Annotated in this window: 18 protein-coding genes; 13 read left to right on the forward strand and 5 right to left on the reverse strand. The window is 64.3% G+C overall.

All coding sequences use genetic code 11. From position 1 onward, the window contains the following. Position 1: 1 nt before the first annotated feature. A complete protein-coding gene (locus K3172_RS08690) occupies positions 2-1,618 on the reverse strand; it encodes an isocitrate lyase (protein ID WP_221588822.1) in 1,617 nt (538 codons plus the stop codon). 132 nt (positions 1,619-1,750) lie between these two features. On the opposite strand from K3172_RS08690, the gene K3172_RS08695 reads away from it, so the two are divergent. From K3172_RS08695 to K3172_RS08725, 7 genes are all read left to right on the forward strand, one after another. Continuing rightward, positions 1,751-3,133 carry a helix-turn-helix domain-containing protein gene (locus tag K3172_RS08695; RefSeq protein WP_221588824.1) on the forward strand — a complete coding sequence of 461 codons (1,383 nt, stop codon included), beginning with the start codon at positions 1,751-1,753 and terminating at the stop codon, positions 3,131-3,133. A gap of 82 nt (positions 3,134-3,215) precedes the next feature. Then, on the forward strand, positions 3,216-3,506 hold the full coding sequence (locus tag K3172_RS08700; protein WP_221588826.1) for a hypothetical protein: 291 nt from the start codon (positions 3,216-3,218) through the stop codon (positions 3,504-3,506). 147 nt (positions 3,507-3,653) lie between these two features. Then, positions 3,654-5,039 carry a TIGR03013 family XrtA/PEP-CTERM system glycosyltransferase gene (locus K3172_RS08705; protein ID WP_221588827.1) on the forward strand — a complete coding sequence of 462 codons (1,386 nt, stop codon included), beginning with the start codon at positions 3,654-3,656 and terminating at the stop codon, positions 5,037-5,039. Continuing rightward, positions 5,039-7,147: an XrtA/PEP-CTERM system histidine kinase PrsK gene (gene prsK / locus K3172_RS08710; RefSeq protein WP_221588829.1), complete on the forward strand. Its 2,109-nt coding sequence runs from the start codon at positions 5,039-5,041 to the stop codon at positions 7,145-7,147. Before K3172_RS08705 ends, prsK begins: the two co-directional genes overlap by 1 nt. Further along, positions 7,147-8,514, forward strand: coding sequence for a PEP-CTERM-box response regulator transcription factor (prsR, locus tag K3172_RS08715; protein WP_221589156.1), 1,368 nt, complete (start codon positions 7,147-7,149; stop codon positions 8,512-8,514). Before prsK ends, prsR begins: the two co-directional genes overlap by 1 nt. Next, positions 8,498-10,258 carry a tetratricopeptide repeat protein gene (locus tag K3172_RS08720; RefSeq protein WP_221588831.1) on the forward strand — a complete coding sequence of 587 codons (1,761 nt, stop codon included), beginning with the start codon at positions 8,498-8,500 and terminating at the stop codon, positions 10,256-10,258. The genes prsR and K3172_RS08720 overlap by 17 nt, the downstream gene beginning before the upstream one ends. Before the next feature lie 96 nt (positions 10,259-10,354). Next, a complete protein-coding gene (locus K3172_RS08725; RefSeq protein WP_247717974.1) occupies positions 10,355-11,275 on the forward strand; it encodes a bile acid:sodium symporter family protein in 921 nt (306 codons plus the stop codon). Here K3172_RS08725 and K3172_RS08730 read toward each other — a convergent pair. Continuing rightward, positions 11,232-12,299, reverse strand: coding sequence for a DUF475 domain-containing protein (locus K3172_RS08730; RefSeq protein WP_221588833.1), 1,068 nt, complete (start codon positions 12,297-12,299; stop codon positions 11,232-11,234). The two genes, K3172_RS08725 and K3172_RS08730, sit on opposite strands and share 44 nt — an antisense overlap. Before the next feature lie 18 nt (positions 12,300-12,317). Next, positions 12,318-13,190, reverse strand: coding sequence for a 3-methyl-2-oxobutanoate hydroxymethyltransferase (gene panB / locus K3172_RS08735; protein WP_221588835.1), 873 nt, complete (start codon positions 13,188-13,190; stop codon positions 12,318-12,320). Positions 13,191-13,320: 130 nt separating this feature from the next. On the opposite strand from panB, the gene K3172_RS08740 reads away from it, so the two are divergent. Beyond that, complete coding sequence (locus tag K3172_RS08740) at positions 13,321-14,751, forward strand: sodium-dependent transporter (protein WP_221588837.1); 1,431 nt, start codon at positions 13,321-13,323, stop codon at positions 14,749-14,751. Positions 14,752-14,855: 104 nt separating this feature from the next. Next, positions 14,856-16,433: an amino acid permease gene (locus K3172_RS08745; protein ID WP_221588839.1), complete on the forward strand. Its 1,578-nt coding sequence runs from the start codon at positions 14,856-14,858 to the stop codon at positions 16,431-16,433. A 62-nt stretch (positions 16,434-16,495) separates the two neighbouring features. Here the strand turns inward: K3172_RS08745 and K3172_RS08750 are convergent, their stop codons facing one another. Then, positions 16,496-16,981, reverse strand: coding sequence for a pyridoxamine 5'-phosphate oxidase family protein (locus tag K3172_RS08750; RefSeq protein WP_221588842.1), 486 nt, complete (start codon positions 16,979-16,981; stop codon positions 16,496-16,498). A 142-nt stretch (positions 16,982-17,123) separates the two neighbouring features. Between K3172_RS08750 and K3172_RS08755 the strand changes: the two genes are divergently transcribed. Continuing rightward, on the forward strand, positions 17,124-17,900 hold the full coding sequence (locus tag K3172_RS08755; protein WP_221588844.1) for a hypothetical protein: 777 nt from the start codon (positions 17,124-17,126) through the stop codon (positions 17,898-17,900). Beyond that, complete coding sequence (locus tag K3172_RS08760; protein ID WP_221588846.1) at positions 17,897-19,465, forward strand: Y-family DNA polymerase; 1,569 nt, start codon at positions 17,897-17,899, stop codon at positions 19,463-19,465. Before K3172_RS08755 ends, K3172_RS08760 begins: the two co-directional genes overlap by 4 nt. On the opposite strand, the gene K3172_RS08765 is transcribed toward K3172_RS08760, so the two are convergent. Next, positions 19,462-19,869 carry a PilZ domain-containing protein gene (locus K3172_RS08765; protein WP_345725624.1) on the reverse strand — a complete coding sequence of 136 codons (408 nt, stop codon included), beginning with the start codon at positions 19,867-19,869 and terminating at the stop codon, positions 19,462-19,464. The genes K3172_RS08760 and K3172_RS08765 overlap by 4 nt on opposite strands. Positions 19,870-20,009: 140 nt before the next feature. Between K3172_RS08765 and K3172_RS08770 the strand changes: the two genes are divergently transcribed. Together K3172_RS08770 and K3172_RS08775 are read left to right on the forward strand one after the other, a co-directional pair. Further along, positions 20,010-21,254, forward strand: a complete 1,245-nt coding sequence (locus K3172_RS08770; protein WP_221588849.1) for a putative DNA modification/repair radical SAM protein — start codon at positions 20,010-20,012, stop codon at positions 21,252-21,254. Then, the gene (locus K3172_RS08775; RefSeq protein ID WP_221588851.1) at positions 21,251-22,705 is read left to right on the forward strand and encodes a UdgX family uracil-DNA binding protein; all 1,455 of its coding nucleotides are present in this window, start codon (positions 21,251-21,253) and stop codon (positions 22,703-22,705) included. The genes K3172_RS08770 and K3172_RS08775 overlap by 4 nt, the downstream gene beginning before the upstream one ends. Position 22,706: the final 1 nt, after the last annotated feature.

The raw sequence follows: 22,706 nt of genomic DNA on the forward strand, positions 1-22,706 counted from the left end.
GTCAGGCCGCGGCGAACTGGTTCATGGTGTTGTCCTTGCCGCCGGCCTTGAGGGCCGCTTCGCCGGCAAAGTATTCCTTATGGTCGTCGCCGATATCGGAGCCGGCCATGTTCTGGTGCTTCACGCAGGCGATCCCTTGGCGGATTTCCTCGCGCTGGACGTTCTTGACGTAGCCGAGCATCGCCTGTTCGCCGAAGTATTCGCGAGCGAGGTTGTCCGTGCTGAGCGCAGCCGTGTGATAGGTCGGCAGAGTGATCAGGTGGTGGAAGATGCCGGCACGCTTCGCCGCATCGCGCTGGAAGGTGCGGATCTTCTCGTCGGCTTCGGCGGCGAGTTCTGTGCCGTCGTAGTCGACGCTCATCAGCTTTGCGCGATCGAAGGCCGACACGTCCTTGCCCGCTTCTGCCCAGGCATCGTAGACCTGCTGGCGGAAGTTCAGCGTCCAGTTGAAGCTGGGCGAATTGTTGTAGACCAGCTTCGCATTCGGGATCACCTCGCGGATGCGATCGACCATGCCGGCGATCTGCTCGATATGCGGCTTTTCGGTTTCGATCCACAGCAGGTCGGCACCCGCCTCGAGAGCGGTTATGCAGTCGAGCACGCAGCGGTCTTCACCAGTTCCGGGACGGAACTGGTAGAGGTTGCTGGGCAGGCGCTTGGGCGCCATCAGCTTCCCATCGCGGCTGATGAAGACCTGGCCATTGGTGATGTTGGCCGAATCGACTTCGTCGCAATCGAGGAAGCTGTTGTACTTATCTCCCAAGTCGCCCGGTTCCTTCGAGTAAGCGATCGACTTGGTCAGGCCTGCACCGAGGCTGTCGGTGCGAGCCACGATGATGCCATCGGGCACGCCGAGCTCGAGGAAGGCATAGCGGATCGCGCGGATCTTCTGGTGGAATTCCTCGTGCGGAACCGTGACCTTGCCGTCCTGGTGGCCGCACTGCTTTTCGTCCGACACCTGGTTTTCGATCTGCAGCGCACAGGCACCGGCTTCGATCATCTTCTTGGCCAGCAGGTAGGTTGCTTCGGCATTGCCGAAACCTGCGTCGATATCGGCGATGATCGGCACGACATGCGTCTCATGCTCGTCGATTTCCTTGAGGAGGCGGTGCGTGTTGACCGCGTCGCCATTCGCCTTGGCTTCGTCGAGCTGGCGGAACAAGCCGCCCAGTTCGCGTGCGTCGGCCTGACGCAGGAAGGTGTAGAGTTCCTCGATCAGCGCGGGGACCGAAGTCTTCTCGTGCATCGACTGGTCGGGCAGGGGGCCGAAGTCGCTGCGCAGCGCGGCAACCATCCAGCCCGAGAGATAGAGGTAGCGGCGCTTGGTGCTGCCGAAATGCTTCTTGATCGAGATCATCTTCTGCTGGGCGATGAAGCCGTGCCAGGTGCCGAGCGACTGCGTGTAGTTCGCAGGGTCGCGGTCGTAGGCTTCCATGTCCTCGCGCATGATCTTTGCGGTGTATCTCGCGATATCGAGGCCGGTGCGGAAGCGGTTCTGTACGACCATGCGCGCAGCGCTTTCGGCGTCGATCGCGGCCCACGGCGCACCGTTGCCGGTGATGGTTTCGTTCAGTTCCTTGATCCGGGCCGAGTAGGTCACGGTATTGCTCCTCGTCATATTCCGGCGGTGTTGCCTTGCGCCCCTAATGGGGACTGGCGCGGGCGACGGATAGGAAAATTTACAGAGATTATTGTCTAAAAGGTCAGAAATAGCGTATCTCGCCTGTAAAGATGTGAAGAAAGTTACTCCATGGCCGATGAAGCCCTCTTTGCCGGACCCGCCATCCGCCGCCTGCGAAAGCGGGAAGGCCTGACGCAGGCGGCGACCGCGGCGCGTCTCGATATCTCGCCGAGTTATCTCAACCTGATCGAGCGAAACCAGCGTCCGGTCAGCGCCCGCGTGGTCATGCAGCTGTTGGAGCAGTTCGACTTCGACCCCCGCAATCTGCGCGAGGATGAATCGATCGGCGGGCTCGACGGGCTTGCCCGGCGCTTCGCCGACGAGCGTTTCTCGGATCTCGGGATCGACAGGGACGAATTGCAGGAATTTCTCGCCAATGCGCCGCAAGCAGCTGCGGCCTTCGCGCGCCTCTACGACAATGCTGCGCCGGGCGGCGAGCAGGCTTACGATCCGCTCGAGGCGTCGAGCCGTGAGATCGAGCGTTGGCGCAACCACTTCCCGGATCTCGATGTCGCAGCCGAAGAACTGGCCGACGAGATGCGTCTGTCGCGCGGCGACATCGGCCTCGCGCTGACCGAGAGATTGCGCGAACGGCACCAGCTCTCTGTCCGCATCCTGCCACAGGATGTCATACCCGACAGCTTGCGACGCCTCGATCTCCATGCACGCCAGGTCCAGCTGTCGGAAATGCTCAGCCCCGCTTCGCGCAACTTCCAGCTCGCCTTGCAGATAGCCCAGCTCGAATATCGGGAAGCGATCGAGAACGTCGCACGGGGCGCTCGCTTCGAGGACGAGGCCGCGCGTGGGCTCTTCCAGCGGCACCTCACCGGCTATTTCGCCGCGGCACTTATCATGCCCTACAGCCGATTTCTGCGGGCCTGCGAAGCCACGGGTTACGACCTGCCGGTTCTCGAGCGCCGGTTCGGCGTGAGCTTCGAGCAGCTGGCGCATCGCCTCACCACCTTGCAGCGCGTCGGCCAGCGCGGCCTGCCGTTCTTCATGGTCCGCCTCGATCGGGCGGGCCAGTTCTCGAAGACCTTCATCGGGGCGAGCACCGCGCGCTTCGTCAGTTCGGATACGAGTTGCCCGCTCTGGCACGCGCACCGCGCCTTCGAACGGGCCGGCGAACTGCAGGTCCAGTTCGTCGCGCTCGACATAGCGGGCGAGCGCGAGGGCGGATGGCTCACGATGGCGCGGACGGTCGAGGGCAGCGGCTCACCCCGGGACGCGCAGTTCGTGGTGGCGGTGGGGCTGGAGGCTGTGCTGGCGGGCGATCTGGCGCAGGCGCGGGGCATTTCGCTTCGCTCGCAGGATGCCCAGCCGATCGGGCCCGGCTGCGCGCTCTGCCATCGCCTTGGTTGCAGCCAGCGGTCGCTTCCCCCGCGCGGCAGGCGCCTCTCCTTCGATACTGTCAGGCGCGGTGTGACCCCGTTCGAATTCGCGGGCGATTAACCAACAAAATCACGCGCTGAAGGAACCACGCGGTCGGGCGGACGGTTTGCACTGCCATACACAGGATACGGGGAGTGACCCAATGACCGAAGAACGCATTACCGAGACGACCACGCCCAGCGGGGAAACGCATACCACGCATACCGTTATAACTGACCGTGAAAGCGGTGGTGGCGGCAAATGGGTGCTCCTGCTGCTCGTGCTCGCCATTGCCATCGTCGGCGTCTTCTTCCTGACGCAGATGAGCGGCTCGGAAGTGGCCAAGGACAATGCGGTCGCCAATGCGGCGAACGAGGTCGGCGATGCGGCAAGCCAGGTGGGCGATGCGGCCCAAAATGCCGGCGAAGCCGTGCAGGATGCCGTCCAGCAGTAATATCATCCGACGACACCTTGCGGGCGGCGGTCTACGTGACCGTCGCCCGATGCGCGCCTGCAAACGACTTGTGTAAAGTTTACCGACGGTTCATCCCTTTCTGGTAGTCAAGAATTCCGACACCAGCCATTCCGCGAGAGCGACCGGATGATCCGCGTTTTCAAGCACTACTTTCCTTACAATGTAGTGCTTCTCAGCCTAATAGACCTGGCGCTGCTGTTCCTTGCGGGCGAAGCGGCCTGGCGGCTGCGCGTCGGACAGATCGGGTCGAGCAACGGGCCCTTGGTCGACCGTCTCCCCGAACTGAGCGGATTTGCAATCATCGTCTGGCTGGCCATGATTTCGGTCGGTGCCTACGGACCGGAAGCGCTGCGCTCGATCCGCTTCGGGACCGCCCGCCTGCTCGTCGCGGTCAGCCTTGGCGTACTCGGTATTTCGCTCGTCAACTTCTTCCTTCCGGGCGCTGCTTTCTGGCGATCGGTCCTGCTCTACGCCATGGTCATGGCGATGCTGGTCCTGATCGGAAACCGGCTCCTGGCAAGCCGCACCCTCGGTCTCGAGGCGTTCAAGCGCAACATCCTCGTCCTCGGCGCGGGCGAGCGCGCGGCGCGACTGAAGCGGCTATCCATGCAGGAAGGCAGCGGTTTTGCAGTTCGAAGCTTTATCGACCTGGGCGATTGCTCGCCGGTCGTCGCGGAGGCAATCCCGCGTGCTTCGGTTGGCGATCTCGGTCACTTTGTCGAGCAAAGGGGTATAGGGGAGGTTGTGCTTGCGCTTCAGGAGCGTCGCAACGCGTTGCCGCTCAAGGACCTGCTGCGGGTCAAGACCAAGGGCGTCCATGTCAACGATTTCTCGAGCTTCCTCGAGCGGGAAACCGGAAGGGTCGATCTCGATACCCTCAACCCAAGCTGGCTGATCTTCTCAGATGGCTTTTCCGCAGGGCGGCGCATTTCCGCAGCAGGCAAGCGCGTATTCGACATCGTCGTCAGCCTGCTGATCCTTGTGATCGGCTTGCCGCTGATCATCGTGTTCGGCCTGGCCGTGAAAATCGACAGCTCGGGCCCGATGTTCTTTCGCCAGCAACGGGTCGGGCTCTACGGGCAGACGTTCGAGATCGTGAAGCTGCGCTCGATGCGGACGGATGCCGAGGCGCATGGCGCCAAGTGGGCGGAGGAAAACGACCCTCGCATCACCCGCGTCGGCAGGATCATCCGCAAGATCCGCGTTGACGAACTCCCGCAGCTCTGGGCTGTCCTCAAGGGCAACATGAGCTTTGTCGGCCCGCGACCCGAAGTGCCTGCCTTCGTCGATGAACTCGAGCGTGAGCTGCCTTACTACGCCGAACGGCACGAAGTTAAGCCGGGCATCACAGGCTGGGCGCAAATCAATTATCCTTACGGTGCGAGCATCGAGGACGCGCGGCACAAGCTCGAATATGATCTCTATTATGCCAAGAATTACACACCCTTCCTCGATCTGCTGATCCTGTTGCAGACGGCGCGGGTGATCCTCTGGCCGGACGGGGCGCGCTGATGGGCTGGACCGGAACGCTCGCCTATTTCGCTTACACTTTCGGTGCGATCGTCTGCGCGATCTGTGCCGTCTGGGTCGCGACCAGGGGCGACGACACGCGCACCGACCGCATACCGGCGATCGCCGCGCTCGCGCTGACCGCGAACTGGTGCTTCGCGGCGGCCAGTTTCGAGCCGGACCGGCTCATCGTCGAGCTCACCGAGATCGCGCGCAATTTCGCCTGGTTGTTCGTCCTGTTCCGCCATTTCGCCAATGACGGGCGCGACGAGACGCTGCGCATAGTCCGCCCGGCTGTCGTTGCCCTGTGCTTCGTCGAAGCCCTCCACCTCGTGCTTCTGCTGGTCGCCAAGCGCTATGCGGTCACGCCAGAGATCGCGACGCTCACCTTCGAAACGGCGACCATGTTCCGCGTCATGGTAGCGGTCGGCGCACTGGTGCTCGTGCATAATCTCTATGTCGGTGCAGCCGATGCTTCGCGTCACTTGTTGCGCTGGAACGCGGCTGCGCTCGCGGGCCTCTATGCATTCGACCTGAACTACTACACGGTGACATACATAATCGGTGCGGTTCCGAGCGAGTTGACCGCGCTGCGTGGCCTGGCTGCCGCGATCGTTGCGGTTCCATTCGCAATGGGCTTTGCTCGCGGGGCAGCTGGGCTGGAATTCCGCCCATCGCGCGCGGTGACCTTCCGCTTCCTGTCGCTGCTGGTGATCGGCGGGTATCTGGCGCTGATGCTGGGTCTCGCGCGCTGGCTCGACATGCTCACCGGCGACCTTGCGCGTCTCGCACAGGTTGGCCTTGTCATAGCTGCGGGCGTCTTGGCGCTGATCTGGCTCCCTTCCGCTCAGCTACGGGGCTGGCTCCGTGTCACTGCGATCAAGCACCTCTTCAAGCACCGATACGATTACCGCAATGAGTGGATCCGCTTCACCCAGACCATCGGCAGCACCGGGTTCGACGAGACGAGCCTGCCTGAACGGGCGATCAAGGCGCTGGCCGACATCACCGACAGCCCGTCTGGGATCCTGTTCCTCGCCAACGAGGAGGGCACGCTGGAGGTAGTGGCGGACTGGCGTTGGCGTGAAGACGATCTGCATGCGCCCACGCTGCCCGCGGCGCTTGCCGCAGTGCTCGAACGCGAGGAATTGATCGTCGATTTCGACGAGGTTCGGGCCGGCATCGACCACTATGGCGAGATCGGCCTCATCCCGGACTGGCTCCGCGATGACCGTACCGCCTGGGCGGCCGTACCGCTGCTGCATTTCGACCGGCTCATCGGCCTCGCCATCCTTGCCCGGCCGCTGATCGCGCGCAAGCTCGATTGGGAGGACTTTGACCTCCTCACCGTGGTGAGCCGGCAGCTAGCAAGTTATCTTGCCGAACAGGCGGGTCAGGCGGCTTTGCTCGAGGCGGGCAGGTTCGACGAATTCAATCGCCGCATGGCGTTCGTCATGCACGACATCAAGAACCTGTCGAGCCAGATGTCGCTGCTGCTCCGCAACGCCGAGAAGCACGTCGACAATCCGGAATTCCGCAAGGACATGCTTCTGACCCTGCGCAACAGCGCCGACAAGCTCAACATGCTGCTCGCGCGACTGGGCCGGTATGGGACGCGCGAGAAGTCGGCGGGGCAGCCGTTCGACCTGGCCGCCACCGCGCGTTCCGTGGCGGAGCGTTTCGGGCGCAATCATCCTGTCGCCTTGCTGCGCTCGGAACCGGCGTTGGTGGTCGGCGACGAAGAGGCGCTGGAACAGGCGCTCGTCCATCTCGTCCAGAACGCGGTCGATGCGAGCGCGGGCAACAGCACGGTCGTGCTCGAATGCTATACTGACGGGATCAGCGGCAAGCTCCAAGTGGTCGACAGCGGCAAGGGCATGACCCCGCAATTCCTGCGCAATGGCCTGTTCAAGCCCTTCGTCTCTTCCAAGGAGGGTGGGTTTGGCATCGGCGCTTTCGAGGCTCGCGAAATGGTGCGCGGCATGGGCGGGCGGCTCGACGTGGAATCGCGCGAGAGCGTCGGTTCGCGTTTCACGATTACCTTGCCGCTTCAGGCAACCAGGCAGTTGATCGGGCGGCAGCCCGACATGACCGAGTACGAGGACGCATGATGGCCAGCGAGAAACCCAAGCTGCTGATCGTCGAAGATGACGAGGGGCTGCAGGCACAGCTCAAATGGGCCTACGAGGACTTCGACGTGGTCATCGCCGGCACGCGCGAGGCTGCACTTGCTGCCTTGCGCGCGGAGGAGCCGACCGTGGTGACGCTCGATCTCGGACTGCCGCCCGATCCCGATGGGACGACGGAAGGTTTTGCCGTGCTCGACGCGATCATGGCGATGAAGCCCGATACCAAGGTCATCGTGGCATCGGGGCATGGCGCGCGTGAGAGCGCGCTACAGGCGATCGAACGCGGCGCCTACGACTTCTACCAGAAGCCCGTCGATATCGATACGCTGGGGCTGATCGTCGAGCGCGCCCTGAGTCTACACCGGATCGAGGAAGAGAACCGCCGTCTCGCCGAAAAGGTGGGCGAGGACAAGACGGTGCTTGGATCGATGGTGACGGCCGCGCCGGAGATGGCGAAAGTCGCGCGCACGATCGAACGGGTCGCCCCGACCAATGTCTCGGTCATGCTCCTGGGCGCCAGCGGGACGGGTAAGGAACTGCTGGCCAAGGGCCTGCACGAGGCGAGCGACCGCCGGAAGGGCGCTTTCATCGCGATCAACTGTGCGGCGATCCCCGAAAACCTGCTCGAAAGCGAACTTTTCGGTCACGAGAAGGGCGCGTTCACCGGCGCGGTGAAGACCAATGAGGGCAAGATCGAGCTCGCCGATGGCGGGACGCTGTTCCTCGACGAGGTCGGCGATATCCCGCTGCCCCTGCAGGTGAAATTGCTTCGCTTCCTGCAGGAGCGGACCATCGAGCGGATCGGTGGCCGCAAGCCGATTGCCGTCGACACGCGGATTGTCTGTGCAACCCATCAGGATCTCGAGGCGATGATCGGCGAGGGGACTTTCCGCGAGGATCTGTTCTATCGCCTCGCCGAAATCGTGGTGAAGGTGCCCACGCTCGCAGAACGTCCCGGCGATGCGGTGCTGCTAGCAAAGACGTTCCTCGGGAAATTCGCGCAGGAAATGAATCCGCAGGTGAAAGGCTTTGCACCCGATGCCCTTGCCGCTATCGACGGATGGGGCTGGCCGGGCAATGTGCGCGAACTTGAAAACCGCGTGAAGCGCGCTGTCATCATGGCCGACGGCAAGCTTATCACGGCGGACGACCTCGATCTTGCATCGGGCGACGATGACGGATCGGATCTCGCGCTCAATCTCAAGACGGCGCGCGAGCAGGCGGACCGGCGCATGATCCGGCAGGCGCTTGCGCGCAGCGAGGGCAACATCTCCAACACGGCCAAGCTGCTCGGCATCAGCCGCCCGACGCTTTACGACCTCCTCAAGCAGTATGACCTCCACGCGTGATCGCCTCCTTGGCGGTCTGATCGCAGCGCTGGCGTTGGTCTCGCTGGCCGGCTGCGATCGCGATGGCGCGCAGCAGACACCGGTCGAGCGGGCGCGGGCCGCGATTGCGTCGGGCGATCCGGAAGATGCGCGGATCATTCTCGAGCGCGCCCTGAGCGAGGGCGTCTCCGAGGCGGACGTCGCCGCATACCTTGGCGAAGCCGCTCTGGCGGTCGGAAATCTCGATGAAGCCGCACGCTGGCTTACCGGCGAGCGGTTCTCCGACGAGACCAGGGCGCTCGGTTTCCGCATGCTCGGTCGGTTGCGCATTGCGCAGGGTGACCTTCCTGCCGCGGGGCAGGCCTACGACAAGTCCTACGCCGCCGATCCCGACAACGCGGAGTTATGGGTCGATATCGGGAGGCTTCGTTATAGCGGCGGCGAGCAGATCCAGGCACTCGAAGCGGCGGAAAGGGCTGTCCAGCTCGATCCCGGCAGCGCCTCGGCGCTGCGCTTTCGCGGCCAGCTGGCCCGCGATGCCGAGGGGATGGTCCCTGGTGCTGGCTGGTTCGCAAGGGCGCTGGAAGCGAACCCCGCCGATCTCGACCTGCGGGTCGAATACGCTGCAACCCTAGGGGATGCAGGGCAGGCGCGAGAGGCGCTTGTAGTGTTGCGAGAGGGGGATGGCTGGGCGGCTACCACGCCTAAAGGGCTTTACGTCCAGGCTGTGATCGCGGCCCGGGGCGGGAATTTCCTGCTCGCCCGTGAGCTTCTCCAGCGCTCCGGTCTCGACAAGGCGGGCATGCCGTCGGCCATGATGCTATCCGGCATCATCGATCTCGAATCCGAGAATTTCGCCAGCGCGGCGCAGATGCTCGATCGGCTCTATCGGCAGCAGCCCGATAATGGGCGCGTGGTCGACCTTTTCGCCCGGGCGTTGATGATGAGCGGCAGCGAGCGTGAACTCGTCCATCGCTTCGCCGGTCGCGCGGCCAGCCCGGCCGGATCGACATATTTGCGGGTCTTGGTCGGGCGTGCGCTCGAGGCGCTCGGCGATCGCAAGGCTGCAGGCTATTTTCTCGATCTTGCCGCGCTTGGTGAGAATGGCCTCGCCGTCCTCCCTTCTGACGCGCCGGAAGGGGCGACAGACGGGGAGAGCGCCACAGGACCGGAAATGCGCGATTTCGTCCGCTCTGCACTGACGCAGCGGCGTGCCGGCGCGGCAGTGCTCAGCGCCCGCGATTTCGTCCGGCGCTATCCCGGCTCGGCGGACGCCTATGGCATGCTCGGGGACGCGGAGATTGCGCTGGGCAACAAGAGCGCGGCGCTGCAGGCCTATCTTCAGGCGGCCAAGGTTCGCAGGCCGTGGGCGCTTACCGTGCGGCTCGCAGGCAGCCAGCCCGACCCGGCGGCAGTCCGCAAGCTGATCGAGCAATACGTGCGCGACAACCCGGCGAATGGCGAAGCGGCTGCGATCCTGGCCGATGCCTATGCCTCGCAAGGGGAGTGGGAGCGGGCGGCCCTGTTGCTGGATCATGCGATGGCGCTGGGACAGGCGAGGGTGCCGTGGGTCGTTGCTGCTAGGGGAGTGGCGGCAGCCCAGCTGGATGACCCGTCGGCGGCACTCGCTTACGCGCTGGCCGCGCATGAGTTGCAACCCCTCAATCCGCCGGTCATCGGCACGCTGGTGGCCGTGCTGCCGGCACGGGAACAAGCCGCCCGGTCCGAACTACTCCAGAAGCTGGCTTCATTGATGAGGCGCTAGCGTCTCGACAAAGACGAGGGCGGCGGGCAGGGGCGCATGATGGCGCTCCGCTCCGTTCTTGCCGATCCGATGCTCCGCATGCTCGCAGGCGCAATCTTGCTGGCTATCCTCTTGCCGGTCGGAGAGGCGGGCCGACCCGCGGCGAACGCGCTCGCCAACGCAGCCGTTTTCGTCCTCTTCCTCCTCAATGGCATGCGCATCGCCCGCAGCGAAATTGCGGCAGGTCTGCGCAACCTGCGATTCCTGGCGCCACTTGTCCTGTGGGTGTTCGGGGCGATGGCATTGGCTGGCCTCGGCCTGTCGATGCTTGGGCAGGGTTTCCTGCCTCCGCTGGTAGCGGTGGGGTTCCTTTATCTAGGCGCGTTGCCATCGACGGTGCAGTCGGCGACGTCATACACCTCGCTTGCCCACGGGAACGTTGCCCTGTCGGTCATCGGTGCGGCGATCCTCAACATCCTCGGTGTGTTCCTGACCGTTCCGGTATTCCTCACGCTCGGTGGCACTGGCGAAGGTGCGGTCGGGTTCGAGACAGCGCAGCGGATTGCGTTCATCCTGATCCTGCCGTTCGCCATCGGCCAGCTTGTGCAGGATCGCACGACCGCCTTCATCGCCGCCCACAAGCCAAAGATCGCATGGGTGGACCGCTTCGTTATCGCCCTCGCAATCTACGTCGCTTTCTCTGCAGCCGTGGAAGAAGGTATCTTCGTCCGTGTGGACTTGCCCGCATGGGCCGCATTGAGCGTCCTGATCGCGGCTTTTTTGCTCTTCGGAAATCTGGGCGCCTGGCTATGCGGAGGGGCGCTGGGTCTACCGCACCGTGACCGGATCGCGTTCTTGTTCGCCGGCGCCCAAAAGAGTGCTGCCGTCGGCGTTCCTCTCGCGACCATCCTGTTCGCCCCGGAAGCGGCCGGCTTTATCGTGGTCCCGTTGCTGCTCTATCACCTGTTCCAGCTGGTGGTCGCGGCCCCGATCGCTAGCCGCCTAGCTCTTCGATCTCACCCGGATGGCGGCGATTGAAACGGACCGACCACCAGAAGCTGAGCCCGATCAGGATCGCGCCGATCAGCCCGGTGACGGTTTCCGGGATGTGGAACCTGGCCGACAGCAGCATGATGGCCCCAAGGACGATGATCGCCCAGAACGCCCCGTGCTCGAGGAAGCGGTAGGCGGCGAGCGTGCCCTTGCGCACGAGGTGGATGGTCATCGAGCGCACGAACATCGCGCCGATCGAGAGGCCGAGTGCGATCACGATCATGTTGTTCGACAGTGCGAAGGCGCCGATCACGCCATCAAAACTGAAGCTAGCATCGAGCACGTTCAGGTACAAGAACCCGCCAAGGCCACTGCGCACGACCGCGCCCTGCAACTTGTGCGCCTCTTCCTTCATCTCGAGGATCGTGTTGATCCCCTCGACTGCGATAAAGGTGACGAGGCCGAGGATGCCGGCGACGAGGAAGGTCAGCGCTTCGTCCGGTTCGAGCATGAGGGAAATGCCCCACATCGCCAGCAGCAACAGCGCGATCTCGGCAGCGGGAAGGGCGGCGAATTTGGCCAGGTTGCGCTCGACCACACCGATCCAGTGCACATCCTTGTCGAGGTCGAAAAAGAACTTCAGGCCGACCATCGCGAGGAAAGCCCCGCCGAAGCCCGCGATGCCGACATGGGCGGAGGACACGATGCGCTCGTATTCGTCTGGACGATTGAGCGACAGATTGATTGTTTCGATCGGTCCCAGCCCTGCCGCAATAGCGACGATGGCCAGTGGGAACACGACGCGCATACCGAAAACCGCGAAGGCGATACCCCAGGTCAGGAAGCGGCGCTGCCAGACCTCGTCCATCTCTTTGAGTACCGAAGCGTTGACCACGGCATTGTCGAAGCTGAGTGAAATCTCGAGCACAGACAGCACCACCACGATCCACAAGAGGGACAGCGTGCCTGTAACGGAGCCCGTGCTCGACCAGCCATACCAGGTGGCGAGGCCAAGGCAGAACAGCGTGAAGACGAGCGAAAAGCCGTAGAATCGCCAAAGTGTAGCCATGTGGGTTGTGTCTCTAGTTCAGCTCTTGGGCTGGTAGGTCTGATCCGGACCGGGAAAGCTGCGGTCGCGCACTTCCTCGGCATATTGAGCGACGGTCTTCTCGATCACGTCGGCGATCGATTCGTATTTCTTCACGAAACGCGGCACTCGCTCGAACATGCCGAGCATGTCTTCGGTCACTAGCACCTGCCCATCGCAGTGCGCGGAGGCGCCGATGCCGATCGTCGGACAGGAAACCGCCTTGGTCGCTTCGATCGCGATGGGTTCGACGACGCCTTCGATCACGATGGCAAATGCACCGGCATCGTCGAGCGCCTTCGCGTCACTCACGATCTTCTCTGCTTCGGCATCGCTGCGTCCGCGGGCCATGTAGCCGCCGAGAACATTGACTGCCTGGGGGGTGAGGCCAACATGGCCCATGACCGGTATCCCGCGCTGGTTGAGGAAGGCGACAGTCTCGGCCATCTGTGCGCCGCCTTCGAGTTTCACCGCCGCCGCGCCCGATTGCTTGAGCAGGTAGGCCGCGCTTTCGAACGCCTGCTCCTTGGACGCTTCATAGGAACCGAAGGGCATGTCGACGACGACCACAGCATGATAGCTCCCACGCACGACCGCGGCCGCATGGTTCGCCATCATGTCCAGCGTCACCGGAATGGTGGAAGGCAGCCCGTAAATCACCTGCCCGAGCGAATCCCCGACCAGCAACAGGTCGCAATGCGCGTCGAGCAGCTGGGCCTGCCGCGCAGTGTAGGCGGTCAGCATGACCAGGGGTTCGTCGACCTTGCCGTCCTGCTTGTGCGCGCGGATCTTGGGCACGGTGAGGCGCTTCATCGGCTGCGGCGTCGGATTGGCGCGACTGGTCGATGTGTCGAGCTGGAAGGTCGTGGACATGCTGCTGCCCTAGCAAGCCGTGAAAGGAAGGCAAAGCGGAGGTTGGCTTCGCAGGCGATTGCGTGTTTAAGGGCGCTCCATGAGTGACGCGCGGCGGAGAGGCTGCGCCTCAGGGAGGAAAACGACAAACATGGTCGCAACCACGACTACGACCGGCGAAGGCTGGTCTTCGCGTACGGCATTCATTCTTGCAGCGGTGGGGGCCGCGGTCGGCCTCGGCAATATCTGGCGCTTCCCGACGCTGGCCGGCGAGAGCGGGGGCGGGGCCTTCGTGATCTTCTACATCGCCTGCGTATTCCTGCTCGGCCTGCCGCTGGTCCTGTCGGAAATCTTCATCGGCAAGGTCGGCCAGACCGATGCGGTCGGTTCGATCCGCAAGGTCGCGGCGCAGTCGAATGCCTCGCCGAGCTGGTCGATCTTCGGCGGTGTAGGTGCGCTTGCCGCCTTCCTGATCGTCTCTTTCTATTCGGTGGTCGCGGGCTGGGTGCTTTATTACGCGGGTGTCATGGGCTGGGACCTGTTGCAGTCGATCATGGCCGGCGAACCGTTCCGTGGCGCTCTTGCCGGAGAGAACCGGGAGCAGATCCAGCAACGGCTAGGGGACATGTTCGCCAGCCCCGGGCTGCTGCTGGCGATGCATTTCGCCTTCATGGGCATGACGCTCTACATCGTCGCGCGCGGCGTCAGTTCGGGTATCGAAAAGGCCGCCACCTATCTGATGCCGATGTTTTTCGTGCTGCTGGTCGGCCTCGTCCTGTATGGCGCGATCGAAGGCGATATCGGCGATGCCGTCGCCTTCCTGTTCACGCCCGACTGGTCGAAGCTGACGCCGCAGGTGATGAATTCTGCGCTCGGACAGGCGTTGTTCTCGCTGTCACTGGGTGTCGCGGGCCTCATCACCTATGGCTCCTACATCAAGGAGAATAGCGGGCTGGGGGCGACTTCCGCGATGATCGCCATCGCCGACACCGGCGTTGCGCTGCTGGCTGGTCTGATGATCTTCCCGATCGTCTTCGCAGTCGGGCTCGACCCGGCTGCCGGGCCGACGCTGGTCTTCCAGACGCTGCCCTTCGCGTTCCAGACAATGCCCGGAGGCGCATTGTTCGGCTTCCTGTTCTTCGTCCTCATTCTCGTCGCCGCGGTCACGAGCTCGATCTCGCTGCTCGAGGTGCCGACCGCATGGGGTATTGGCGAGCGGGGGTGGAGCCGCCACAAGTCGGCGCTGATCTTCGGCGGCGGCGCGTTCGTGGTCGGGATTGCCTGCCTGCTAGGCTACAATGTCTGGGCCGACGTGCGCCTGCTCGGCTTCTGGCCGCTGTTCGAGAACACCGACATTCTGGACACTGTCGATGGCTTTACAGGAAAGGTGATGCTGCCGCTCGGCGCACTGTTTACCTCGATTTTCATCGGCTGGAAGGCGGATGTCACCCTGCTGCGAACGACGACCGGGCTTTCGCCGCTCGCGTTCGGCGTGTGGCGCTTCCTCATCGCATGGCTTTGCCCGCTTGCGGTGACGATTATCCTCGTCACCGGCCTTTTCCCCGGCATTCTGGGAGAGTGAAGCAAATTCTCTTGGCGAGCCGAAATTGCCCGCGTATCTAGCGGGTTCCGGCTGGCGGAGCGGGGAATGGCCCGTGGCGGGCCTGGGGAGCATGTCCTTCCTCGATGATCTTCGACAGAGTGAAGCCGCTCGATGCCATCCTGGCAGCAGCGGAGAAAAAAGCCCTGCACCGTACGCTCGGTGCGTTCCAACTGATGCTGTTCGGCATCGGCTGCATAATCGGGACCGGAATATTCGTCCTGACCGCTGCCGGCGCCCAGAAGGCCGGACCGGGCCTGATGCTGGCCTTCGTCATCGCAGGGGCGGTCTGTATCGTCGCCGCGCTCTGCTATGCCGAGATCGCGGCGATGATCCCCGTATCCGGCTCCGCTTATACATACAGTTACGCGACCATGGGCGAACTGCTCGCCTGGACCGTGGGCTGGGCCCTCGTGCTCGAATACGCGATCGCGGCGTCGGCCGTATCGGTCGGCTGGTCGGGATATTTTTCGGGCACGATTTTGAATGAATTCTTCGGGATCTATCTGCCGCAATGGCTATCGGCCGGGCCTTTGGCGCTGGGTGGCGAGCCGGGCGGGCTGATCAATCTGCCGGCCCTCGTAATCGCTCTTCTGGTCACGGGTCTGCTGATGATCGGGACGAGCGAGAGCGCCAAAGTCAATGCGATCCTCGTCGCCATCAAGGTGACGGCGCTGACCGCTTTCATCGGCCTGACGCTGACGAGTGCCTATTTCGATCCCGACCGGTTCAATCCGTTTCTCCCCGCAGGTGTCTTCGGGGGCTTCGGGACGGGCGTCGGCGCGGTCGGCGCAGCGGCGACGATCTTCTTCGCCTATGTCGGTTTCGATGCGGTTTCGACTGCAGCCGAGGAGACCAAGAATCCGCAGCGTAACGTGCCGATCGGTCTGGTTGGGTCACTGGTTTTCTGTACGGTGTTCTACATCCTGGTGGCGGCCGGTGCGATCGGTACGATCGGCGGCCAGCCGATCATGGGGCCTAACGGCATCCCATTTCCGGCAGGATCGGAGGAACTGGCGCGGCAGTGTGCCTTGCCTGCCTATGCGGACGCGCTGGTCTGTTCGAATGAGGCCTTGGCGCATGTTCTTCGCCAGATCGGGTTTTCCGGGATCGGCAACATGCTGGGTATCGCAGCCTTCCTCGCACTTCCCTCTGTGATCCTCGTGCTCCTGTTCGCGCAGACGCGCATCTTCTTCGTGATGAGCCGCGATGGCCTGCTGCCCGAGGTGCTTTCGAAAGTGCATCCGAAATGGAAGACGCCGCACGTCGTGACCGCGATCACCGGCGTGGTCGTTGCATTCGGCGCAGCGTTTCTTCCGGTGGGCCAGCTGGCGGACATCGCGAATGCGGGGACGCTCTACGCTTTCCTCATGGTGGCCGTGGCGGTCATGTTGCTGCGGCGCCGCGATCCCGATCGGAAACGCGATTTCCGGACGCCGATGCTGTGGTTGGTCGGCCCGGCAACGATCTTGGGCTGCGCGTTCCTGTTCTTCAACTTGCCGCTCGATGCGATGCTCGTCCTCCCGATCTGGTCGATGATCGGTCTGGTGATCTACTTCGGCTACGGCAGGAGCCGCAGCCATCTGGGTAGGGGCGTGGTCGAGGTGGTCGACGAGGTCGCCGGGGAAGAAACCCTGGTTCCTATTCATCCCCCCAAGGATTGAAGCAAAGAGGGCCGCCTCTGCCGAGGCGGCCCTTGCGACCGTGTTATAGTTGTTGGATCGGCCTAGAGGTCGACCGACTCCACATGGCGTTCTTCGGCTTCGTCGTGAACGGTCATGCCCAGCGCCATCTTGGCCGTGTTCACCAAGCCAAGGTCGCCGCCCCAGATTTCGGCATCGTCGAGGTCCATGCGCAGGAACAGGATGTCGGGATCGTCCTTGCCGCCATCGTACCAGGCCGCGACGAAGTTGTTCCAGAACTGGTCGAAGCGCTCCTTGCTTGTTTCCACGGCGAGCGTGCCGTCGAAGCGTGCGAACAGGTCGTGATCCTTACTGGCGTAGCTTGCCTTGACCTTGCCTAGCTTTGCAAAGCTGCTGTTCTTCTGGGTGAAGAACCAGATTGCGCTATTGGCATCCTTGTCGAGTTGCGCGGTCATCGGGACCGAAGTCTGCGACTGGCCATCAAGCTCGAGGAAGAGGAAGGACGAGTCGGCCATGGCCTTCCAGAATTTCTTCTTGAGGTCGTCTGCGTTGCCGGCGGAATTTTTCATGGGAGCTCCTTAAAGGTGTTTGGCTTGGTAACGCATGTCGGGCGCTCGGCGTTCCACGGGCGCGCCGAGACGGGGGCGGGAACGGACGAATTGCGAATCGGTCCGATATGGAACATAAAAGGAACAAACGAGTCGTTCCGCCATGTCCCAGCCCGATCTTGCCTCCCTGCCGCCTGCGGCCTTCACCGATCTTGCGGCGCTCTCCGCACGGCGTAGCGCGCGCTGGCGGCCGGGCCTTGCGAAAGAGCGGGGCAGGACGCTGCACAGCGAAGTGTTCGCCTCCTCGAACGAGGCTGCAGGAGTCGCCGCAGCGCTTGCCCTGGCATTCGACGACTGGCGGCATGTTCCGGCCGATGGCGCGCAGGACGGGCGCGCGGTGCTGTGGGTTCAGACGAAGGATGCCGCGCGGCTTGCGGGGCGACCCTATCGTGCAGGGCTGCCGAAGGATTTGCAGGGCAGGGTGGTCCATGTGCTGGCGGACAAGGCGGAGGATGCCCTGTTTGCGCTGGAGGAAGGATTGCAGTGCCGCGACCTCGCCTTCGTGATCGGGGAGGTGGCGGGTAATCCGCGCGCGCTCGACTTCACCGCTTCGCGCAGGTTGAGCCTCGCGAGCGAGAAATGCGGCGTGCCGCTCTATCTCTTGCGGCTCGATGCGGCGCGCGACCTGTCCTCGGCCCGGATGCGGTGGGATGTGACGAGCGCACCGTCGCCTGCGCCGCTACGCAATGCCCAGGCTCCCGGACGGCCGATATGGCGCGCCGAACTGTTCCGCGCGCGCGGGCATGCGCCGGGCGAGTGGTTGCTGCACGAGGACGGCGGAAAGCTGCGTGCTGTGCGCGAGCGGACGGCCGACAATGACGCACAGGCGACGAACTGGACCGTGGGGCTGCAGCGCCGGCGGCTATCGCACCGCGCATGAGCGGGGGCGAAGGCGCTGAAGGTCCCGCGCGCCGCATTCTTTCCCTCTGGCTGCCTGCACTCGCGCTCGACCGCTGGCGGCTCGACGCGCCGGAGGCCGGCAGGGGGCTCGATGCCGGGCCGCTGGTGCTGATCGCCGATACCGCGCATGGCCCGCGCATCGAAGCCGTGAACGGGCATGCGGCCCGGGAGGGCGTTCGGGCCGGCATGATGCTCGCCGATGCGCGGACGCTGTGTCCGCAGCTCGCGACCGCAGGTTTCGATCCGGCAGGCGACGGCGCCTTGCTGCAGGCGCTCGCCATATGGGCGCAGCGCTGGGGGCCGTGGTCGGCGATGGACGCGCCCGACGGGCTGCTGGTCGACGTTACCGCGGTGGCGCATCTTTTCGGGGGAGAGGAGGCGCTGCTGCAGGACGTCCACGCCCGCTTCCGCGCGCGCGGGCTCGCCATCCGCAGCGCCATTGCGCCTACCGCCGGCGCGGCCTGGGCGCTGGCGCATTACGGGCCGGATCGCGCGATCGTGGAGCGCGATATCGGGCGGGCGCTGTCCGGCCTGCCGGTCGCCGCGCTGCGCCTCGAACCTGCAACCCTCACCGTGCTGCGTCGCTTGGGCCTCAAGCGGATCGGGCAGGTCGCCGAGATCGGGCGCGATGCCCTCCAGCGGCGTTTCCGCACGCGCAAGTCGCTCGCGGCGAACCCGCTCATCCGCCTCGACCAGCTGCTCGGCCACAAGCCCGAACCGATGCTGCCCGTGATCGCCCGCATCGCCCCGCTCGCGCAGCGGCGATTGATGGAGCCGATCCGCCATCGCGAGCTGCTCGACCAGGTGGTGGGCGATCTTGCCGCGGACATGGCGCGCCTGCTCGAAAGCAAGGGGCTGGGGGCGCGGAGGCTCGAACTGGCGCTCTGGCGGGTCGATGCCGAGGTCGCTGTGCGCCATCTCGAAATGGCGGCCCCTTCGCGCGATCCGGCGCATATCTGCCGCCTGTTCGCCGCGCGGCTCGACGATGTCGATGCCGGGTTCGGGATCGAGATGCTGCGGCTGCGCGCGGTCTGGACCGAGCCGCTGGCGCTGGAACAGGGCGATATCGAGGCGGGCGCCGACAGGCCCGGCACTTCGCTCGCCACCTGTATCGACCGGCTATCCGCCCGGCTCGGCGCGCGCGCGATCAGTCGCCCGGTACCCTTCGCCAGCCATATTCCCGAACGGGCGCAACGCTGGCACCCGCCGCTCGAACCCGAGCCGAGTTCACAAGGCTTGCTCGAATTCCATGCGAGGCCATTGAAAATGCTCGACAAGCCGGAACATATCGCCGTGCTCTACGCAACGCCCGACGGCTATCCGCAGCGCTTCCGCTGGCGCGGCGGGGTGCACGAGGTGGTGCGCGTCGAGGGGCCAGAGCGGATCGCGCCCGAATGGTGGCGCGAGCGCGGCTCGGCCCGCCTGCGCGACTATTACCGGATCGAGGATGGCGAGGGGCGGCGCTACTGGATCTACCGCCAGGGCATCCTCGGCGACGGGCGCGGGGGCGCACCCGACTGGTTCCTGCAGGGACTGTGCGCCTAGTCCTCGGGCACGTCGGACAGGAACGCTGCCCTGCGCGAACGCTTCTGGCCGAGCGGAATATTGCTGAAATTCGCCACCGGGCCGCTCTCGATCTCGACCGGCTCGACCGTCCGCTCGACTATCGAGGGGGGAATGCTGCGCTCGAACACCAGGCCGCAGCAGGACCCCTTGACCCACACGACCTTGCAGAAATGCTCCTGATCCGCCCAGGTGAGAAGGCCGGATACGCCTTCCATCGGCGGATCGACAGCTTCAAGCTGGGCGCCATCGACCGAAAGGTCACGCAAGCGTCCTTCGCGCTCGCCGCCCAGCAATTGCAAGCGCGCCGCGCAATCCACGGCGTAGCGGCGGGCTATTCGTCTGTCGGATTGTTGCGCGACCTGTCTTCGCTGGAACAGCCCCACCGCGGTACCCCCTCTATAGGTTTCGTCATCGCACCGGAGTAGTTAGCGCACGCCTTCGCACTAAAGTGACTACCGCGTTAGGGATGCCTGCCCCGCGCTTTTTTGTTGGAGAATCGCCGGTAAGAACATATATAGAACAAATGGCCTCGCAGACCATCCTCCAGAAGCTCGAAATTCTCGCCGATGCAGCGAAATACGATGCCTCCTGCGCGTCTTCCGGCACGGCGAAGCGCAATTCGATGGGCGGCAAGGGCATCGGATCGACCGAGGGGATGGGCATCTGCCATGCCTATGCGCCCGACGGGCGTTGTATCTCGCTCCTCAAGATCCTGCTGACCAACCACTGCGTGTTCGATTGCCACTATTGCGTGAACCGCAAGAGCTCGAACGTGGTGCGGGCGCGGTTCACGCCGCAAGAGGTGGTGGACCTCACGCTGGCCTTCTACCGGCGCAATTACATCGAGGGGCTGTTTCTCTCCTCGGGCATCGTGAAGAGTTCGAACCACACGATGGAGCAGCTGGTAGAAGTGGCCCGTATCCTCCGAGAAGAACACGATTTTCGCGGCTATATCCATCTAAAGACCATTCCCGAGGCCGATGCCGAAATCGTCCATCGGGCGGGGCTTTATGCCGATCGGGTCTCGATCAACGTCGAACTGCCGACCGACAGCGGCCTGACCCGCCTCGCGCCCGACAAGGACGCGCGCCAGATCGAAGGCGCGATGGCGCGGGTGAAGAGCGACATAACCGAGCTCAAGGACGCGCACAAAAGGTTCAAGCACGCCCCCCGCTTCGCGCCTGCGGGCCAGTCGACACAAATGATCGTCGGCGCCGATGCCGCGACCGATAGCGACATCGTCGGCAAGGCGAGCAGGCTCTACGACAACTTCGGCCTGCGCCGCGTCTATTACAGCGCCTTCTCGCCGATTCCCGATGCCAGCGCGGTGCTGCCGCTGAAGCGCCCGCCGCTGATCCGCGAGCACCGGCTCTACCAGTCCGACTGGCTGATGCGGTTTTATGGCTACAAGCCGGCCGAGGTGATGCAGGCGACCGAGGCGGACGGGAACCTGCCGCTCGATATCGATCCCAAGCTTGCCTGGGCGCTGAAGTTTCGCGAGCAATTCCCGGTCGACGTGAACCGCGCCACCAAGGAGCAATTGCTGCGCGTGCCGGGGCTGGGGGTGAAGGCGGTGGGCAAGATCCTCGCCAGCCGTCGTCACCGGACCCTGCGGCTCGACGATGTCGCGCGCCTGACGCTCTCGATCACCAAGGTACGGCCCTTCATCTGCACGGTGGACTGGCGCCCCGTCATGCTGACCGACCGCGCCGACCTCAGGAGCATGCTCGCCCCCAAAAGCGAGCAACTGGAGCTGTTCACGGCATGAGCGCGCTGCGGAACCCCGATCCCGGCGCGCGCTACCATGTGGAGCTGCCCGAGCCGGACGATTTCGACTTCTGGCGCGAGACGGCGCGGGTGCTGGTTCAGTGCGGCATCGCGCCCGACCGGGTGAGCTGGAGCGAGCCGGGGGGCGGTGTCGATCTGTTCGCGAGCGGCGAGGAAAACGTTCCCGTGCCGCCCGCCGATGCGCGCCCGGTGCGCGCCAACCGCCGTTTCGTGAGCCTGGCGCGCAACGCCGCGCTGCATTCTGACCCGACACGGTTCGCGCTGCTCTATCGCCTGCTGTGGCGGCTGCAGGCCAATCCGCGGATGATGGAGGACAAGGCCGATCTCGACGTCCGCAGGCTGGAGGAGCTCGACAAGAACGTCCGCCGCGACAGCCACAAGATGCACGCCTTCGTGCGCTTCCGCCTGATCGAGAGCGGGGACGAGGAAGAGGCGGGCGAGCATTACGTCGCCTGGTTCGAGCCCGAGCACCACATCCTGCGCGCCAATGCGGGCTTCTTCATGCGCCGCTTCGCCAATATGCGCTGGTCGATCCTGACGCCGCGCGGCTCGCTCCACTGGGACGGGCAGACCATGTCCGAAGGTCCGCCTGCGCAGCGCAGCGATGCGCCCGGCGGCGATCCGATGGAGGACCTGTGGCGCAGCTATTACGCCTCGATCTTCAACCCCGCGCGGCTGAAGATCGGCGCGATGGTGAAGGAGATGCCGAAGAAATACTGGAAGAACATGCCCGAAGCCGCGCTCATCCCCGAGCTTATCGCCGGTGCGCAGGGCCGCGAGGCGAAGATGGTCGAGCAGGGCAAATCGGTATTTTCCGGCGAGTTCGAGCAGCGACCCGATACGCTCGAGGCGATCGACAAGGCGATCCACGCCTGCCGCAAGTGCCCCATCGGCCAGCTCGACAACCATGCGGTGATGGGCGAGGGGCCGCAAGATGCCGCGCTGATGATCGTGGGCGAGCAGCCGGGCGACCAGGAAGACCTTGCGGGCCGGCCTTTCGTCGGTCCGGCCGGGCAACTGCTCGACGTCCATCTCGAGAAAGTCGGGATCGACCGGCGCGCTGCCTATGTCACCAATACGGTGAAGCATTTCAAATATGTCCAGCGGGGCAAGCGGCGGCTCCACCAGAACCCCGGCGCGAAGGAGATCGACACCTGCCGCTGGTGGATCGAGAGCGAGCGCGCCATCGTCCAGCCGAAACTGGTGCTCGCCATGGGCGCCAGCGCGGCGCGCGGCATGCTCGGAAAGACCGTTAGCATCTCGAAGGTTCGCGGCGCGCCGATCCCGCTGGAAGACGGCAGCGAGCTGTGGGTCACCGCACACCCCTCCTACCTCCTGCGCCTCGATGGCCCCGCGCGCGAGGAACAGGTGCGACTGTTCGATGCCGACCTGGTCGCGGTGAAGGCCCGGCTTGCGGAGCTCGCAGGGTGAG

The sequence above is a fragment of the Qipengyuania proteolytica genome (assembly GCF_019711565.1).
Lineage (GTDB): Bacteria > Pseudomonadota > Alphaproteobacteria > Sphingomonadales > Sphingomonadaceae > Qipengyuania > Qipengyuania proteolytica.

Bases quoted from the DNA above. Each gene is read 5' to 3' on its own strand.
- K3172_RS08750 (WP_221588842.1), bottom strand. From the start codon at position 16,981: ATGAAAAATTCCGCCGGCAACGCAGACGACCTCAAGAAGAAATTCTGG.
- K3172_RS08740 (WP_221588837.1), top strand. From the start codon at position 13,321: ATGGTCGCAACCACGACTACGACCGGCGAAGGCTGGTCTTCGCGTACG.
- K3172_RS08770 (WP_221588849.1), top strand. From the start codon at position 20,010: ATGGCCTCGCAGACCATCCTCCAGAAGCTCGAAATTCTCGCCGATGCA.
- prsK (WP_221588829.1), top strand. From the start codon at position 5,039: ATGGGCTGGACCGGAACGCTCGCCTATTTCGCTTACACTTTCGGTGCG.
- K3172_RS08695 (WP_221588824.1), top strand. From the start codon at position 1,751: ATGGCCGATGAAGCCCTCTTTGCCGGACCCGCCATCCGCCGCCTGCGA.
- K3172_RS08690 (WP_221588822.1), bottom strand. From the start codon at position 1,618: ATGACGAGGAGCAATACCGTGACCTACTCGGCCCGGATCAAGGAACTG.
- K3172_RS08760 (WP_221588846.1), top strand. From the start codon at position 17,897: ATGAGCGGGGGCGAAGGCGCTGAAGGTCCCGCGCGCCGCATTCTTTCC.
- panB (WP_221588835.1), bottom strand. From the start codon at position 13,190: ATGTCCACGACCTTCCAGCTCGACACATCGACCAGTCGCGCCAATCCG.
- K3172_RS08755 (WP_221588844.1), top strand. From the start codon at position 17,124: ATGTCCCAGCCCGATCTTGCCTCCCTGCCGCCTGCGGCCTTCACCGAT.
- K3172_RS08705 (WP_221588827.1), top strand. From the start codon at position 3,654: ATGATCCGCGTTTTCAAGCACTACTTTCCTTACAATGTAGTGCTTCTC.
- K3172_RS08720 (WP_221588831.1), top strand. From the start codon at position 8,498: ATGACCTCCACGCGTGATCGCCTCCTTGGCGGTCTGATCGCAGCGCTG.
- K3172_RS08700 (WP_221588826.1), top strand. From the start codon at position 3,216: ATGACCGAAGAACGCATTACCGAGACGACCACGCCCAGCGGGGAAACG.
- prsR (WP_221589156.1), top strand. From the start codon at position 7,147: ATGGCCAGCGAGAAACCCAAGCTGCTGATCGTCGAAGATGACGAGGGG.
- K3172_RS08775 (WP_221588851.1), top strand. From the start codon at position 21,251: ATGAGCGCGCTGCGGAACCCCGATCCCGGCGCGCGCTACCATGTGGAG.
- K3172_RS08745 (WP_221588839.1), top strand. From the start codon at position 14,856: ATGATCTTCGACAGAGTGAAGCCGCTCGATGCCATCCTGGCAGCAGCG.
- K3172_RS08730 (WP_221588833.1), bottom strand. From the start codon at position 12,299: ATGGCTACACTTTGGCGATTCTACGGCTTTTCGCTCGTCTTCACGCTG.